The following is a 15080-nucleotide window of genomic DNA, read 5'->3' as shown; positions in this document are numbered from 1 at the left end:
TTAGCTTATTGCGGTGCTGCCGGACTGTGCAATTATATGTAATGCATCGACATTGATGCGTTTTGCAATCAACTGGCATGGCGGATTTTTGATCCTGGTTCGTTGTTGATTTACTTGTGCCTCATTCGCCCTTGGCCATGGCGATGAGCTTCCGGGCTTCCGCGCCGGTCCAGTCCATCGCGCCGACCACGCGCGCAACCTCCTTGCCTTTGGCATCATAAAGGACGGTGGTCGGCAGGAGGCCGGTGGCATAGCCCAGACCGAGCTTGTTCTCGGGATCGGTCCAGCCCTTGAGGTGGGGCAGCTTGTGCTTGGCGAAGAAGGGCTTGATCGCGGCCTGGCCCTGCACGTCCTGCGAGATCGTCAAAACGGCCAGGCTCCTGTCACCTTCGCTGTCACTTTGCGCGGCGAGGGCATCGAGCGTCGGCATCTCCGCGACGCAGGGCGCGCACCAGGTCGCCCAGAGATTGACCAGCAGCGGGCGACCGGCAAAGTCCTGTAGGGTCGCCGTGCCGCCCTGCGGATTTTCGAACGCGAAGGTCGGCGCAGGCGTGCCCGCCTTGCTGCGGTCGATCGTGTAGTTGAATTCGCCCTTCGCACTGTCGCCGGCAGCGGGTTGCACTTCGTCGCCCGTCACCTTGCCGCTGGCGCTCGCATTGGCTTGCCCCGCGGGCGGGGATTGCCTATCGCATGCCGCCAGCCCAGCCAGCAGGAGCAGTGTCATTACCGAGCGCAAGGACGATATCATGGAAGCAGGCTCCAACAGCATGTGGGGTGGCCGGTTCGCGGCCGGCCCGGCATCGATCATGCGTGAGATAAATGCCTCCATCCCCTTCGACAAGCGCTTGTGGAAACAGGATATCGCCGGGTCCAAGGCGCATGTCGCGATGCTGGCCAAGCAGGGCATCGTCGATGGCGAGGATGCGCAGGCGATCACCGAGGGGCTGAACCGGATCGCGGCGGAATATGAAGCCAATGGCGTTCCGGTCAATCTAGACCTGGAAGATATCCACATGGTCACGGAGTCGCGGCTGGCCGAACTGATCGGCCCGGCCGCCGGCCGCCTGCACACCGCGCGCAGCCGCAACGACCAGGTGGCGACCGATTTCCGCCTGTGGGTCCGCGACGCCATGGATGAAGTGATGGCGGGGCTGGCCGGCTTGCAGCAGGCACTGCTCGCCCGCGCCGAGGAACATGTCGATGCGGTGATGCCGGGCTTCACCCATCTCCAGTCGGCGCAGCCGGTGACGCTGGGCCATCATCTGATGGCCTATTATGAGATGGTGCGTCGCGACCGCAGCCGCTTTGCCGACGCGCGCGTGCGCCTGGACGAATGCCCGCTGGGCGCCGCCGCGCTGGCCGGCACCGGCTTCCCGATCGATCGCCATGCCACGGCGGCGGCGCTGGGCTTTGCCAAGCCGACCGACAACAGCCTGGATAGCGTGTCCGACCGCGACTTCGCGCTCGACTATCTGATGGCCGCGACGCAGGCGTCGCTGCATCTGTCGCGCCTGGCCGAGGAGTTTATCATCTGGGCGAGCCAGCCCTTCGGCTTCGTCAAGCTGCCCGACGCCTATTCGACCGGCAGTTCGATCATGCCGCAAAAGCGCAATCCCGACGCGGCCGAACTGGTGCGCGGCCATGCCGGCCGCATCATGGGCTGCATGAATGCGCTGTGTGTGACGATGAAGGGCCTGCCGCTCGCCTATTCCAAGGATATGCAGGACGACAAGCCGCCGGTGTTCGAGGCGCATGACCTGCTGGGCCTGTCGATCGCGGCGATGACCGGCATGGTCGAGACGGTGACGTTCCGCACCGACCGGATGCGGGGGCTGGCCGAAAGCGGCTTTGCCACCGCGACGGACCTGGCCGACTGGCTGGTGCGCGAGGGCGACATTCCCTTCCGCGAGGCGCATCATATCACCGGTCGTGCCGTGGCGGCGGCGGAAGAGGCCGGCCTGCAACTGGCCGACCTGCCGCTCGACACGCTCAAGGCCATTGATGCGCGTATCGACGATCGCATCTATGCGGTATTGACGGTCGATGCGTCGGTCGCCAGCCGCAAGAGCCATGGCGGCACGGCGCCCGATCAGGTGCGCGCGCGGATCGCCGCGGCGCGCGCGACACAGGAGTGAGGCAGATGGCACGGCATGTCCGCAACGGGCTGATGATCGGGGCAATGGCGCTGGTGCTGGCCTCCTGTGGTGGCCGTGAATCGCTCAAACCCGTGGCGGGCCAGAAACTGCCTGCCGTGCCGGTGGGGGCGGCGACCGCGCCGACCGCCGCCGACATGATGGATCCGGGCACCCAGGCCCGCCCGGAGCGTAATGTCGAACTGCTGACCCAGTCTCGCCAGCGCGGCAATGACGAGTTCGACCTGCCGCCGGAAAGCCGGCCGCAACAATAGTCCCTATTCCCGCAAGGATCAGACCTTGGACCATTTCGATTATGTAGACGGCACCATGCATGTGGAGCAGGTGCCGATGACGGAAATTGCGCAGCAGGTCGGCACCCCGGTCTATGTCTATTCGACCGCGACGCTGGAACGCCATGTCGGCGTGTTCCGCGAAGGGCTGTCCCAGCTCGACAATCCGCTGATCGCCTTTGCCGTGAAGGCCAATCCCAACGCCGCCGTGCTGGCGACGCTGGCGAAGCTGGGGCTGGGCGCGGACGTGGTGTCGGGCGGCGAGTTGCAGCGCGCTGTGGCTGCGGGCATTCCGGCCGATCGCATCGTCTTTTCGGGCGTCGGCAAGACCGCCGAGGAAATGAAGCTGGCGCTGGAGCTGGGCATTTTCCAGTTCAACCTGGAAAGCGAGCCGGAAGCGGAAATGCTGTCGGAGGTTGCGGAGTCGATGGGGAAGAAGGCGCCGGTCGCCTATCGCATCAACCCCGATGTCGACGCCGGCACCCATGCCAAGATTTCGACCGGCAAGTCAGAAAACAAGTTCGGCATCCCCTATGACCGGGCGCTGGAAAGCTATGCCGCCGCGCGCGACCTGCCGGGCCTCGATGTCCAGGGCGTCGCCGTGCATATCGGCAGCCAGCTGACCGACCTGGCGCCGCTGGAGGCGGCCTTCGTCAAGGTCGGCGCGCTGATCAAGCAGCTGCGCGCGGCCGGCCATGACATCCGCACCACCGATCTGGGCGGTGGCCTGGGCGTGCCCTACGACCCGTCGCAGCCGCTGCCGCCGAGCCCGGCCGACTATGGCGCGATGGTGACGCGGGTGACGCAGGGCTGGGATGCGCGGCTGATGTTCGAGCCGGGCCGGGTGATCGTGGGCAATGCCGGCGTGCTGCTGTCGAAGGTGATCCGCGTCAAGCAGGGCGCACAGGCGCCGTTCGTGATCGTCGATGCGGCGATGAACGACCTGATGCGCCCCAGCCTCTATGACGCCTGGCACGATATCCGCGCGGTGGCGCCGGACGGCAACCGGATCGCGTCGAACGTGGTCGGACCGGTGTGCGAGACCGGCGATACCTTTGCCATGGGCCGCGACATGGATGTGGTGGCGGCCGGCGACCTGCTGACCTTCATGACCGCCGGCGCCTATGGCGCGACCATGGCGGGCACCTATAACAGCCGATCGCTGACCCCCGAAGTGCTGGTGTCGGGCGACAAATGGGCGGTGGTCCGCGCGCGTCCGCCGATCGAGGCGCTGATCGCGGGCGACCATATTCCCGATTGGGTGGCTGGCTGATGCATAGCCTGCCCGTCTTTCTGCGGCTGGAGGGGCGGGCGGTCATCCTGACCGGAGAAGGCGAGGCGGCCGATGCCAAGCGCCGGCTGCTGGAGCGCGCCGGCGCGCGCATCGTCGGCGAGGATGATGCGGATGCGCGGGTCGCGATCGTGTCGGATGGCGACGCGGCGGTGGTGGAACGACTGCGTGCGCGCGGCGTGCTGGTCAATGCGACCGACAAGCCGGACCTGTGCGATTTCACCCTGCCGGCTATCGTCGATCGCAATCCGGTGCTGATCGCGATCGGCACGGGTGGGGCGTCGGCGGGACTGGCGGCGGCGCTGCGGCAGCGGATCGAGGCTTTGTTGCCGAGCGGGCTGGGCGATCTGGCGCGGGCGCTGTTCGCGGCGCGGGGGCGCTTGCGCGACCTGTGGCCCGATGCGGGCGCGCGGCGGCAGGCGATCGGCAAGGCGCTGGCGCCGGGCGGGGCGATCGATCCGCTGGGGGGGGATCCGGATGTCGATGTCTGGCTGGCGGAAAATCCGGAGGCGGACAATGGCGAGCTATATCTTGTCCGGCTGTCGTCGGCCGATCCCGACGACCTGAGCGTGCGCGATGCGCGGATGCTGGCGCTGGCCGACCGGGTCTATCATGATGGGTCGGTGGCGGCGGCGATATTGGACCGGGCGCGGGCGGATGCCGAGCGGATCGCGGCGGATGGTCCGCCCGAACGGCTTGAAACCGGCCTCAGTCTGTGGGTCAGTTCTGCCGCGCGCTGAGGCGGGCGACTTCATCCTGCAAGGCCTGGATCGAGGAGACGAGGCGGGCGCGGTCGAGCTGCATTTCCTGCAGGGCGTCGCGGGTTTCACCCAGCTCCACCGCGCGGCGGGCGATGCGGGCATCGAGTTCGGCATTGTGCCGGCTGAGCATGCCGAGCCGTTCGGCGCGGGCGCACAGATGGCGCAGCCGCGCATCGAGCAGGTCGAAATCGAATGGCTTGACGATATGGTCGTCGGCGCCGGCCTCCAGCACTTCGACGGCGGACTGGCTGTCGATGCGGCCGGTCAGCATGACGATGCAGGCATGGGGGGCGAGGGCGGTGGCGCGGATGCGCTTCATCGTCGCCACGGCGGGCAGCATCAAAAGGTCCATGTCGATCAGGATCAGGTCAACCGGACGCGTGACCAGCAGGTTGAGGGCGATGAAGCCATTTTCGGCCAGCACCACGTCATAGTTAAGCCGCGACAGGCGGCGGGCGATGACGGCGCGGGCGGTCGCATTCTCGTCGATCAGCAGCACGCGCAGCCGACGCGAGGCTGTGGCCCCGCTTTCCGGCTGCTGCGCGACGATCTGATGAAGGGGCTTGCGCTTGAAAAACGGCATTGGATAGCAACTCCTGCGATCGGCAGGATAGAAGCTGGCGGCAAAGAAATGGTTAACGCGCCATGCCTTCGGCGCCATAGGCGCGCAGGAAGATGTCGACGGCGAAGGCGGCGTCGCTTTCCATCTGTTGCGGCGTGACCCGTTCGATCTGGCTGAGCAGCAGCAATTCATGGCAGCCCGATGTCGTCAGGCGCATCAGCACGCGGGCGGCCTTGTCGGGGTCGTCGCGGCGCAACTGGCCGCGATCCATCGCGCCTTCGAGGAAGCGGGCGAGCAGCATGCGGGTATGGCTGGGCGCCATTTCATAGAAGATGCGGCTCATTTCCGGGAAACGGCCACCTTCCGACGCGATCAGCCGGTGCAGGGCGATCGCTTCGGGCGATGTCACCTTTTCGAGCAGGCTGAGCGCGGTGCGGTGCAGCGTCGAGGGGAGGTCTCCGCCGGGGTCCAATATTTCCGAAAGCCGCGCGCGATAGGTGCTAGTCGCATTTTCGAGAACCGCGCGAAACAATTCCTCCTTGGAAGGGAAATGATTCCACAACGTGCCCTTTGACCCGCCCAATATGGCGGCGATGGCCGACATGCTGGTCGCGGCATAGCCATTTTCCAGAAAATGCCGGGCAGCCACCTCCAATATCGTCTGGCGCCGGTCGAGGCGGCGGGCCTCCCGACGACTGGGGGCTAAAGCTTTTTCCGGGCATGTCATATAAGCGTACCATAGAGTACGCTATTTATATTGACAAGGGTGGTACGGCGGGGCAAAGGCGATTTTCATACTGGATGGTACGGTTTGGATATGTCCGTGAGTCGCATCAGTTTTTCCATTCGCACCGGCGGTATTGCAGTGACAGCGCTGCTTCTGGCCGGCTGTGCTTCAATACCTGATCTGGGCGACAAGCCCGAGATTCGCGCGCCGCAGAGCGTGGAGGCGGGGCGCAGCCTGAGCGCCGACACGGTTGCCTGGCCCAGCGAGAATTGGTGGAGCGCCTATGGCGATCCGCAACTGACATCGCTGATCGAGGAGGGGCTGCGCAATTCGCCCGACATGGCGGTGGCGCTGGCGCGCTTCCGCCAGGCGACGGCGATGGCCCAGCAATCGGGCGCGGCGCTGCTGCCCACGGTCGACGCCACGGCCAATGCCGGCGTGACCAAGCAGAGCTATAATATGGGCATGCCCAAGGATTTCGTGCCGCAGGGCTGGCTGGGCACCGGCAAGGTCGGGCTGGACTTTGGTCTGGACATCGACCTGTGGGGCAAGAACCGGGCGTCGCTGGCGGCAGCCACGTCGGAGGCCCGCGCGGCCGAGATCGACGCGCAGCAGGCACGCCTGGCGCTGACCACCGCGATCGCCGATGCCTATGCCGATCTGGCCCGCCTCTATGACGAGGCGGAAATCCAGGAGCGCACGCTGGAAATCCGTACGGCCAGCCAGAAGCTGGTCGCCGACCGGCGGCAGAATGGCCTGGAAACGCGCGGCAGCGTACGCCAGGCCGACGCCACCGTGTCCTCGGCCAAGGCGCAACTGGCGGCCGCCCGCGTGGCGATCGAGCTGCGCCAGCATCAGATCGCCGCGCTGATCGGCGCCGGGCCGGACCGTGGCCTGGCGATGACCCGGCCGCAGATCGGCCAGTTGGCGCCACTGGGCCTGCCGGCGGACGTCACCACCAATCTGGTGGCGCGTCGTCCCGACGTCGCCGCCGCGCTGGCCCGGACGCAGGCCGCCGCCAGCCGGATCAAGGTGGCGCGGGCATCCTTCTACCCGGCGGTGAGCCTGAGCGCCCTGATCGGCGTCCAGTCGCTGGGGTATGAAACGCTGTTTACCGGCACCGGTGCTTCGGGTGGTTCGACGTCCTTTGCGGACAATCTGTTCAAGAAGGATTCGCTGTTCGGCAGCGCCGGCCCGGCGATCAGCCTGCCGATCTTTCATGGCGGGCAGTTGCGCGGCCAGTATCGCGGCGCGCGCGCGACCTATGACGAGGCGGTCGCCAGCTATGACAAGACGGTGCTGGGCGCCTATCAGGACGTCGCCGACGCCGTGACCAGCCGCCGGACGCTGGACCAGCGGCTGACCGACGCCAAGGCGGCGCTGACCGCGTCGCAGGATGCCTATGGCGTCGCCCAGCAACGCTACAAGGGCGGGCTTTCCACCTATCTCGACGTGCTGAACGTCGAAGACCAACTGCTCGCGGCGCGTCAGTCCGTCGCGCAGCTGGAAGCGAGCGCCTTCTCTCTCGATATTGCCCTCATTCGCGCGCTCGGCGGCGGCTTTGCCGCGAGCGACGCTCAGTCCAAGGATCGACCCAATGGCTGATGCCGCCACCGAAACTTCCCCCGAACTGGCCGAGCAGCGCGGCAATGCCCGCAAGACCTGGCTGACCCGTCTGGCGATCGCCGTGCTGGTGGTCGGCGTCCTGTGGGCGGCCTGGTATTTCCTGATCGGGCGCAACCATGTCAGCACCGACAATGCCTATGTGAATGCGGAGGTCGCCCAGGTGACGCCCCTGCTGTCGGCGCAGGCGATCGAGGTCAACGTCACCGACACCCAGACGGTGAAGCGTGGCGATATCCTGGTGAAGCTGGACCCGACCGACGCGCAGATCGCGCTGCAGCAGGCCGAGGCCGACCTGGCCGATGCCCGTCGCCGCTTCCGCCAGACGAGCGCGACCAGCGGTTCGCTGTCGGCGCAGGTCGAGGCGCGTGGCGCCGACATCGTCCAGGCCCGTGCCCAACTGGCGACCGCGCAGGCCGATTTCGACAAGGCCCGCATCGACCTGCAGCGCCGCGAGGCGCTGGTCGCGGGCGGCGCGGTTTCGGGTGACGAAGTCACCGCGGCGCGCAAATCCTATGCCGCTGCCAAGGCGGCGCTGGACCTGGCCCGTGCCGGTGTCGAGACCGCGCAGGCGACCCGCAATGCCGCCACCGGCCAGTTGGCCGCCAACGACGCGCTGATCCGCGGTTCGACCGAGGAAAGTGATCCCGCGGTGATGGTTGCCAAGGCGAAGCTGGAAGACGCCAAGCTGGACCTGGAACGCACGATCATCCGTGCGCCGATCGACGGCGTTGTGACCAAGCGTGCGGTCCAGATCGGCCAGCGTGTCGCGCAGGGCAGCCCGATCATGAGCATCGTCCCGCTCTCGCAAGTCTATGTCGACGCAAATTTCAAGGAGCGCCAGCTGCGCCATGTGAAGGTGGGCATGCCCGCCACGGTGGTGGCCGACATCTATGGCGGCGACGTCGTCTATCATGGCAAGGTCGTGGGCTTCTCCGGCGGCACCGGTTCGTCGCTGTCGCTGATCCCGGCGCAGAACGCGACCGGCAACTGGATCAAGGTGGTCCAGCGCCTGCCGGTGCGCATCGCGCTCGACCCCAAGGAACTGGCAGAGCATCCGCTGCGCGTGGGCTTGTCCACCGAAGTCGAGATCGATCTGGCCGGCAAGTAAGGGAGCGAGCGCGTGAGCGGTCCCGAAACCTTCAATCTGCTCTCGCCGCGCACCCGCACGCTTGCCGGGCTGGTGCTGGCGCTGAGCAACTTCATGGTCGTGCTCGACCTGACCATCGCCAATGTCTCGGTGCCGCATATCGCCGGCAATCTGGGCATCTCCGGCGACCAGGGCACCTGGATCATCACATCCTATGCGGTGGCGGAGGCGATCTGCGTGCCGCTGACCGGCTGGCTGGCGCTGCGTTTCGGCGTGGTGCGGACCTTCATCTGGGCGATGATCGGCTTCGGCTTCTTCTCGATGATGTGCGGCCTGTCGACCACGCTGGGCATGATCGTGGCCGCGCGCCTGGGGCAGGGCATCTGTGGCGGGCCGATCATGCCGATGTCGCAGACCCTGTTGCTGCGCATCTTCCCGCCGGAAATGCGACCGCGCGCCATGGGCCTGTGGGCGATGACGACGCTGCTGGGGCCGGCCATGGGGCCGATCGTCGGCGGCTATATCAGCGACAATTGGAGCTGGCATTGGATCTTCTTCATCAACCTGCCGATCGCGGCGCTGTGCGTGTTCGCGGCGATGGCGATGCTGCGGCCGGTGGAGACCGATACGGCGCACCAGCCGATCGACAAGATCGGCCTGTGCCTGCTGATCTTCTGGATCGGCTGCCTGCAGGTGATGCTGGACATCGGTCGCGACCATGACTGGTTCTCCGACCCGCTGATCCTGACGCTCGCCATCCTGGCCGGCATCGGCTTCATCGTCTTCATCATCTGGGAGCTGACCGAGGAGCATCCGATCGTCGACCTGCGGGTGTTCCGACATATCGGCTTCTCATCGGGCGTCTTCACGCTGGCTCTGGCCTTCGGCGCCTATTTCTCCAGCATCGTGGTCATCCCGCAATGGCTGCAGATGTCGATGGGCTATACCGCGACCTGGTCGGGCATCGTCACCGCCTTCACGGCGATGGCGGCGGTGATGAGTGCCCCCTTCGCCGCGCGTTTCACCGGCAAGGTCGATCCGCGCATCATGATTTCGGGCGCGGTCTTCTGGCTGGGCTGCATGACCTTGTGGCGGGCGCACTGGACCAGCGGCATCGACTTTTTCGGACTGGCGCTGCCGCAGTTCGTGCAGGGCTTTGCCATGCCCTTCTTCATGATCCCGTTGACGACGCTGACCCTGGGGTCGGTGCCGCCGAGCGAGACGGCGTCGGCCGCCGGCCTGCAGAATTTCTTGCGGACCATGGCGATCGCGATCGCGACGTCGCTGGTGCTGACCGGATGGAGCGATAGCCAGCGTGTGTCGCGCAACGAACTGGCCGGCGCCTTGCAGCCCGACGATGCGCAGCGGGCGCTGTCGGGCATGGGGATGACGACCGAGCAGATCCGCCAGACCATATCCAATCTGGTGGAGCAGGAGGCGATCGCCATTTCGGTCGACTATGTCTTCTTCATCTCCGCGCTGGTGCTGTTTGCGGCGGCGGTGATCGTCTGGTTGGCGCCCAAGCCTAGCGGACCGGTGGATACGTCGGCGGCGCACTGAGCGCTGCCCTGTTCGAGGCAAAGAAAAAGCCTCCCGTTGCTGTCGCGACGGGAGGCTTTTTCTTTGTGCGGGCCTCGGCCCTAGCGGGCGGCCGAGGCGCGCTTCTGTCCATAGAGGAAATAGACGACGAGGCCGATCGCGTTCCAGATCAGGCAGGCGTAGATGGTCTTCATCGGCAGGCTGAGGAACAGATAGGCGCAGCCGAGCACGGCGCCCAGGCCCACCAGCGTCGCCGCCGGCGTGCGGAAGGGGCGCTTGAGGTCCGGCGCGCGGCGGCGCAGGATCAGCAGGCAGGCGCCTACTGCGGTGAAGGCGATCAGCGTGCCGGCATTGGCGAGCGCGGCGATCTGGTCGATCGGCAGCACGCCGGCGATGATCGCCACCAGCACGGCCGTGACGGCGGTGATGCGCGCAGGGGTGCCGCGCTTCGAGATGCGGGCGAGCGATTGCGGCAGGAAGCCGTCGCGCGCCATCACCAGGAAGATGCGGCTCTGGCCGTAGAGGAAGCCCAGCAGCACGGTGGGGAGCGCAATGACGGCGGCGATCGCGACGATCCGGGCGATCGGCCCCTGGCCCATTTCACGCAGGATGAGGGCGAGCGGCTCCGGGCTGTCGGCAAAGCGGGTGAAGGGCATGGCGCCCACCGCGGCCGCGGCGACCAGCACATAGATGAGGGTGCAGACGATCAGCGAGCCGACGATGCCGATGGCGAGGTCACGGTCCGGGTTCTTGGCTTCCTCCGCCGCGGTCGAGATCGCGTCGAAGCCGTAGAAGGCGAAGAAGATGATCGCGGCCGCCGCCATCACGCCGCGCTCGATGCCGTCAGGCCCCATATGCTTGGCAAAGCCGAAGGGCATGAAGGGTTCGAGATGCTGGGCATCGAAGGCGGGCAGGGCGACCCAGACGAACAGGCTCAAGGTCGCGATCTTGATCAGCACCAGCAGCGTGTTGAGCCGGGCGCTTTCGCGCGTGCCGAACATCAGCAGGGCGGCGACGACGCCGATGATGAAGATGGCGGGGATGTTGATGAGGCCGCCAAGTTCCGGCCCCTTGGTCAGTGCCTCGGGAAAGCCGAGCGGGGTGAGGAGCGGGGCGGCATAGCCCGACCAGCCGACTGCCACGGTCGAGACGACCAGCGAATATTCGAGGATCAGGCTCCAGCCCACGATCCAGGCAATGCCTTCGCCCAGTACCACATAGGAGTAGCTGTAGGCGCTGCCCGCTGCCGGCATCATGGTCGACAGTTCGGCATAAGCGAGCGCGGCGCAGGCGCAGATCGCGCCGGCAATGGCGAAGGAGATGAGGACGGCGGGGCCGGCGCGGTCGGCGCCGACGCCGATCAGGGTGAGGATGCCGGTGCCGACGATCGCGCCGACGCCCAGCGCCAGCAGATGCGGCCAGGACAGGGTGCGCGCCATGCTGTGGCCGCCTCCCTGGGGCGTCATCGCCTCCATCGGCTTGCGACGTGTCCAACTCATAGAAAGCTCCCCCTGTTATGCGGTCTGTGGCGGGTTTGCTGGCGCAAACGACGGGCGGGCGCAAGCGCCGAGCCGGAACGTGGCGACTTCTTACAATATTGGGCGTGGTTGCTGCGCTATTGTTGCCAAAGAGCGGGAGGTCGACGCAATGGCGACGGCAATCGGTGCAGTGGAACGACAGGCGCGGGAACGGCGCATCTTTACCGGCATGGCGGCGCTGGTCGCCGTCACCGTGGTTGGCGGCTTCGGCAGCTTTGCCCTGCGCGGCTATGTCGACGTGGCGACCGTGCCGTGGTGGGTGCATGTCCATGCGCTGTCGCTGCTGGCATGGACGCTGCTGTTCCTGGCGCAGGCACTGCTGGTGGCGCAGCGGCGGACCGATCTCCATCGCCAGTTGGGCTGGGTTGCGGCCGGGCTTGCCTGCTTCCTGATCCCCTGGGGTATCGCGACGTCGATCCTGGCGGTGCAGATGGGGCGGGTGCCGCCCTTTTTTCCGCCGGGCATATTCCTGGTGCTGGGGCCGCTCGACATGCTGGCCTTTGGTTCGCTCACATTGGCGGCGATCCTGCTGCGGCAGCGGAGCGACTGGCACAAGCGGCTGATATTGTGCGGGACCATCGCGATGATGGAGCCGGCATTCGGCCGGATATTGCCGATGCCGTTGCTGGGGCCATGGGCGGGCGCCTGTGCGACACTGATGCAGTTGCTCTATGTCGGGATCGCGATGCGCGCCGATGCCGGGCTGCGCGGCGCGGTGCATCCGGCCTATCGCTGGGGGCTGGCGGTGATCGCCGGACGATTGCTGCTGGTCGAGTTGCTGGGGCGCACGGCGATCATGAGTGGGGCGGCGGCCGCGCTGGCTGCGGGATAGCGCACTTGCGCTTGCGGCCGCTTTGGCTTAAGGGGCGCCCTGCATCCGGGACTCTGGTCCTGGAACCCTGACGACTCCAGGATGTCCAAGAGGGATATCGAATGGACGCTGGCCGGCGAGTTTTCGCCCGCCGGCGATTTTGTCGTTTTGGGGTGGCGCATGGATTTTCCGGGTCTTGGCCCGAATTGAGGTGATGATGTTCGATTCGCTAAGCGATCGTCTCGGTGGGGTATTCGACAAGCTGCGTGGGCGCGGTGCGCTTACGGAGGACGATGTCCGTGCCGCGATGCGCGAAGTGCGAGTCGCACTGCTGGAAGCCGACGTGGCGCTGCCCGTGGTTCGCCAATTCGTCGACCAGGCGACCGAAAAGGCTGTCGGCAGCGATGTGCTGCGCTCGATCACGCCCGGCCAGATGGTCGTCAAGATCGTCTCCGACACGCTGACCGAGACGCTGGGCGCCGAAACCAGCGACCTGCTGATCGACGTCACCCCGCCCGCCGTCATCATGATGGTCGGCCTTCAGGGTTCGGGCAAGACGACCTCGACCGCGAAGATCGCCAAGCGCCTGAAGGACAAGGAGCGCAAGAAGGTGCTGATGGCGTCGCTCGACGTCCAGCGCCCGGCCGCGCAGGAGCAGCTGGCCGTCCTTGGCACCCAGATCGATGTCGCGACCCTGCCGATCGTCGCCGGCCAGCAGCCGGTGGAGATCGCCAAGCGCGCGCTGCAGTCGGCCAAGCTGCAGGGCTTCGACGTGGTCATGCTCGACACCGCCGGCCGACTGCATGTCGACCAGGCGCTGATGGACGAGATGAAGGCGGTCGCCGACGTCGCCAATCCGGCGGAAATCCTGCTGGTGGTCGACTCGCTGACCGGCCAGGACGCCGTCAATGTCGCGACCAGCTTTACCGCGCAGGTGCCGCTGACCGGTGTCGTGCTGACCCGTATGGACGGCGACGCCCGTGGTGGCGCGGCGCTGTCGATGCGCGCGGTCACCGGCCGTCCGATCAAGTTTGCCGGCACCGGTGAAAAGCTGGATGCGCTTGAGCCCTTCCATCCGGCCCGCGTTGCCCAACGCATCCTGGGCATGGGCGACGTCGTCAGCCTGGTCGAGAAGGCCGCCGAGACGATCGACGCCGAGGAAGCCGACAAGCTGGCCAAGAAGATGGCCAAGGGTCAGTTCGACATGAACGACCTGCGCAGCCAGCTCAACCAGATGCGCCGCATGGGCGGTCTGGGCGCGCTGGCCGGCATGCTGCCGGGCCTCAAGAAGGCGCAGGCGGCGATGGCCAATAGCGGCGCCAACGACAAGACGCTGCTGCATCTGGACGCGATGATCGGGTCGATGACCCCCAAGGAGCGCGAGAAGCCCGCGCTGATCAACGCCAAGCGCAAGATCCGTATCGCCAAGGGCGCCGGCCGCACTGTGCAGGACGTCAACCGTCTCCTGAAAATGCATCAGGAAATGGAAACGGCGATGAAGAAGATCCGCAAGATGGGCGGCCTCAAGGGGCTGGCCAAGATGTTCACCGGCGGTGGCATGGGTGGATTGGGCGGCCTGGGTGGTCCGGGCGGCGCGGATGGGCAGGGCGGTCCGCCCGACCTGTCGGGTCTGGGTGGCCTTGGTGGCCTGGGCGGCAACATGCCCAAGCTTCCGCCCGGCTTTCAGAATTTCATGAAGAAATAAGCAATTTCCGTAATTTGGTTTGAGTAGAAAGGTCTAGTTCCATGGCAACCTCCATCCGTCTGTCGCGCGGCGGCTCCAAGAAGCGCCCCTATTACCGCATCGTCGTGGCCGACAGCCGCGCCCCGCGTGACGGCAAGTTCATCGAGCGCATCGGCAGCTACAACCCCGTCCTGCCCAAGGGCGACGAAAAGCGCGTCATCATCGACGTCGAGCGTGCGAAGCACTGGGTTGCCGCCGGCGCCCAGGCGACCGACCGCGTTGCCCGCTTCCTCGACGCCGCTGGCGTGAAGGAGCGCGCTGCTCGCAACAACCCGAAGAAGGCAGAGCCGGGCCAGAAGGCCAAGGACCGCGCTGAAGACCGCGCCGCCAAGGCTGCCGAAGCTGAAGAAGCTGCGCGCGAAGCCGCTGCCGCTGCCGCTGCTCCGGCCGCTGAAGAAGCCGCTCCCGCCGAGGAAGCTGCTGCCGAGCAGGCTGAGGGCTGATCCTCTTGACCGACAAGCCCGTCACCCTGGCCGCGATCATCGGTGCCCATGGCGTGGCGGGCGAAGTCCGTCTGAAGCTGTTTGGCGAAGGGGCCGAGGCTCTGAAAAGCTACAAGAGCTTCGATGCGGCGGGGCGCACATTGACGTTGAAGTCGGTGCGCCCCGGCCCGAATGGCGCGGTGGCCCGCTTTGCCGAGATCGGCGATCGCGGCGCGGCCGAAGCCCTGCGCGGCACGGCGCTGACCGTCCCGCGTTCCGCCCTGCCGGCCTTGCCCGAGGGCGAATATTATCATGCCGACCTGGTCGGCCTTCCCTGCACAAGCAGCACCGGCGAGACGCTGGGCGAGATCATCGCGGTCGAGAATTTCGGCGCCGGTGACATCATCGAGGTGCAGCGTCCGTCGATCGAGGGCAAGCCCGGCAAGCGCTTCATGGCGCCGATGCATGTGGTGGTGCTGAGCGAGGACGGCGCCGTGATTGACGCGGCTTTTACCGAATAGTATATACGCTCCGTATATACGGAGCT

General features: G+C 66.4%; 15 protein-coding genes. 11 read left to right on the top strand and 4 right to left on the bottom strand.

Annotated elements, in window-relative coordinates; all coding sequences use genetic code 11:
* Nucleotides 1-121: 121 nt before the first annotated feature.
* Nucleotides 122-724, bottom strand: coding sequence for a TlpA disulfide reductase family protein (locus tag A0U87_RS18930; RefSeq protein WP_137405878.1), 603 nt, complete (start codon nucleotides 722-724; stop codon nucleotides 122-124).
* A 43-nt stretch (nucleotides 725-767) separates the two neighbouring features.
* Here A0U87_RS18930 and argH point away from each other — a divergent pair, with 43 nt between their 5' ends.
* The 4 genes from argH to A0U87_RS18910 are packed head-to-tail and all read left to right on the top strand — an operon-like array spanning nucleotide 768 to nucleotide 4456.
* Nucleotides 768-2135: an argininosuccinate lyase gene (argH, locus tag A0U87_RS18925; protein ID WP_048937788.1), complete on the top strand. Its 1368-nt coding sequence runs from the start codon at nucleotides 768-770 to the stop codon at nucleotides 2133-2135.
* A gap of 5 nt (nucleotides 2136-2140) precedes the next feature.
* Nucleotides 2141-2407 (top strand): hypothetical protein, encoded by a 267-nt coding sequence (locus tag A0U87_RS18920; protein ID WP_048937729.1) that lies wholly within the window; start codon nucleotides 2141-2143, stop codon nucleotides 2405-2407.
* Nucleotides 2408-2432: 25 nt separating this feature from the next.
* Entirely contained in the window at nucleotides 2433-3698 is a 1266-nt protein-coding gene (gene lysA, locus A0U87_RS18915; protein WP_048937787.1) for a diaminopimelate decarboxylase, read from the top strand.
* Entirely contained in the window at nucleotides 3698-4456 is a 759-nt protein-coding gene (locus A0U87_RS18910; protein WP_048937786.1) for an NAD(P)-dependent oxidoreductase, read from the top strand. The genes lysA and A0U87_RS18910 overlap by 1 nt, the downstream gene beginning before the upstream one ends.
* On the opposite strand, the gene A0U87_RS18905 is transcribed toward A0U87_RS18910, so the two are convergent.
* Together A0U87_RS18905 and A0U87_RS18900 are read right to left on the bottom strand one after the other, a co-directional pair.
* The gene (locus A0U87_RS18905) at nucleotides 4437-5060 is read right to left on the bottom strand and encodes a response regulator (RefSeq protein WP_037507792.1); all 624 of its coding nucleotides are present in this window, start codon (nucleotides 5058-5060) and stop codon (nucleotides 4437-4439) included. The genes A0U87_RS18910 and A0U87_RS18905 overlap by 20 nt on opposite strands.
* A 52-nt stretch (nucleotides 5061-5112) precedes the next feature.
* Nucleotides 5113-5766, bottom strand: a complete 654-nt coding sequence (locus A0U87_RS18900; protein ID WP_026109325.1) for a TetR/AcrR family transcriptional regulator — start codon at nucleotides 5764-5766, stop codon at nucleotides 5113-5115.
* 90 nt (nucleotides 5767-5856) lie between these two features.
* Here A0U87_RS18900 and A0U87_RS18895 point away from each other — a divergent pair, with 90 nt between their 5' ends.
* The 3 genes from A0U87_RS18895 to A0U87_RS18885 are packed head-to-tail and all read left to right on the top strand — an operon-like array spanning nucleotide 5857 to nucleotide 10039.
* Nucleotides 5857-7371 (top strand): efflux transporter outer membrane subunit, encoded by a 1515-nt coding sequence (locus tag A0U87_RS18895; RefSeq protein WP_017501881.1) that lies wholly within the window; start codon nucleotides 5857-5859, stop codon nucleotides 7369-7371.
* Nucleotides 7364-8500, top strand: coding sequence for an EmrA/EmrK family multidrug efflux transporter periplasmic adaptor subunit (locus tag A0U87_RS18890; protein WP_010336804.1), 1137 nt, complete (start codon nucleotides 7364-7366; stop codon nucleotides 8498-8500). Before A0U87_RS18895 ends, A0U87_RS18890 begins: the two co-directional genes overlap by 8 nt.
* 12 nt (nucleotides 8501-8512) lie before the next feature.
* The gene (locus tag A0U87_RS18885) at nucleotides 8513-10039 is read left to right on the top strand and encodes a DHA2 family efflux MFS transporter permease subunit (RefSeq protein ID WP_004208105.1); all 1527 of its coding nucleotides are present in this window, start codon (nucleotides 8513-8515) and stop codon (nucleotides 10037-10039) included.
* Between the two features lie 80 nt (nucleotides 10040-10119).
* Here the strand turns inward: A0U87_RS18885 and A0U87_RS18880 are convergent, their stop codons facing one another.
* Nucleotides 10120-11517: an amino acid permease gene (locus A0U87_RS18880; RefSeq protein WP_048937728.1), complete on the bottom strand. Its 1398-nt coding sequence runs from the start codon at nucleotides 11515-11517 to the stop codon at nucleotides 10120-10122.
* A gap of 148 nt (nucleotides 11518-11665) precedes the next feature.
* Here A0U87_RS18880 and A0U87_RS18875 point away from each other — a divergent pair, with 148 nt between their 5' ends.
* The 4 genes from A0U87_RS18875 (at nucleotide 11666) to rimM (ending at nucleotide 15054) form a co-directional block, all read left to right on the top strand.
* On the top strand, nucleotides 11666-12388 hold the full coding sequence (locus A0U87_RS18875; protein ID WP_048937727.1) for a hypothetical protein: 723 nt from the start codon (nucleotides 11666-11668) through the stop codon (nucleotides 12386-12388).
* A gap of 193 nt (nucleotides 12389-12581) precedes the next feature.
* The gene (gene ffh, locus A0U87_RS18870) at nucleotides 12582-14072 is read left to right on the top strand and encodes a signal recognition particle protein (protein ID WP_010335520.1); all 1491 of its coding nucleotides are present in this window, start codon (nucleotides 12582-12584) and stop codon (nucleotides 14070-14072) included.
* A gap of 41 nt (nucleotides 14073-14113) precedes the next feature.
* On the top strand, nucleotides 14114-14554 hold the full coding sequence (gene rpsP, locus A0U87_RS18865; protein WP_004208098.1) for a 30S ribosomal protein S16: 441 nt from the start codon (nucleotides 14114-14116) through the stop codon (nucleotides 14552-14554).
* 5 nt (nucleotides 14555-14559) lie between these two features.
* Nucleotides 14560-15054 carry a ribosome maturation factor RimM gene (gene rimM, locus A0U87_RS18860; protein WP_004208097.1) on the top strand — a complete coding sequence of 165 codons (495 nt, stop codon included), beginning with the start codon at nucleotides 14560-14562 and terminating at the stop codon, nucleotides 15052-15054.
* The last annotated feature ends 26 nt before the right edge of the window (nucleotides 15055-15080 follow it).

It is taken from the genome of Sphingobium sp. MP9-4 (assembly GCF_005281675.1).
Taxonomy (GTDB): domain Bacteria; phylum Pseudomonadota; class Alphaproteobacteria; order Sphingomonadales; family Sphingomonadaceae; genus Sphingobium; species Sphingobium yanoikuyae.
The sequence above is the reverse complement of the archived record's forward strand: the minus strand, read 5'-3'. Positions and strand labels throughout refer to the sequence as shown.

Excerpts from the sequence above, each read along its gene's own strand:
- A0U87_RS18930 (WP_137405878.1), bottom strand. The coding sequence starts at position 724 with ATGACACTGCTCCTGCTGGCTGGGCTGGCGGCATGCGATAGGCAATCC.
- argH (WP_048937788.1), top strand. The coding sequence starts at position 768 with ATGTGGGGTGGCCGGTTCGCGGCCGGCCCGGCATCGATCATGCGTGAG.
- A0U87_RS18920 (WP_048937729.1), top strand. The coding sequence starts at position 2,141 with ATGGCACGGCATGTCCGCAACGGGCTGATGATCGGGGCAATGGCGCTG.
- A0U87_RS18910 (WP_048937786.1), top strand. The coding sequence starts at position 3,698 with ATGCATAGCCTGCCCGTCTTTCTGCGGCTGGAGGGGCGGGCGGTCATC.
- A0U87_RS18905 (WP_037507792.1), bottom strand. The coding sequence starts at position 5,060 with ATGCCGTTTTTCAAGCGCAAGCCCCTTCATCAGATCGTCGCGCAGCAG.
- A0U87_RS18900 (WP_026109325.1), bottom strand. The coding sequence starts at position 5,766 with ATGACATGCCCGGAAAAAGCTTTAGCCCCCAGTCGTCGGGAGGCCCGC.
- A0U87_RS18895 (WP_017501881.1), top strand. The coding sequence starts at position 5,857 with ATGTCCGTGAGTCGCATCAGTTTTTCCATTCGCACCGGCGGTATTGCA.
- A0U87_RS18890 (WP_010336804.1), top strand. The coding sequence starts at position 7,364 with ATGGCTGATGCCGCCACCGAAACTTCCCCCGAACTGGCCGAGCAGCGC.
- A0U87_RS18880 (WP_048937728.1), bottom strand. The coding sequence starts at position 11,517 with ATGAGTTGGACACGTCGCAAGCCGATGGAGGCGATGACGCCCCAGGGA.
- A0U87_RS18875 (WP_048937727.1), top strand. The coding sequence starts at position 11,666 with ATGGCGACGGCAATCGGTGCAGTGGAACGACAGGCGCGGGAACGGCGC.
- ffh (WP_010335520.1), top strand. The coding sequence starts at position 12,582 with ATGATGTTCGATTCGCTAAGCGATCGTCTCGGTGGGGTATTCGACAAG.
- rpsP (WP_004208098.1), top strand. The coding sequence starts at position 14,114 with ATGGCAACCTCCATCCGTCTGTCGCGCGGCGGCTCCAAGAAGCGCCCC.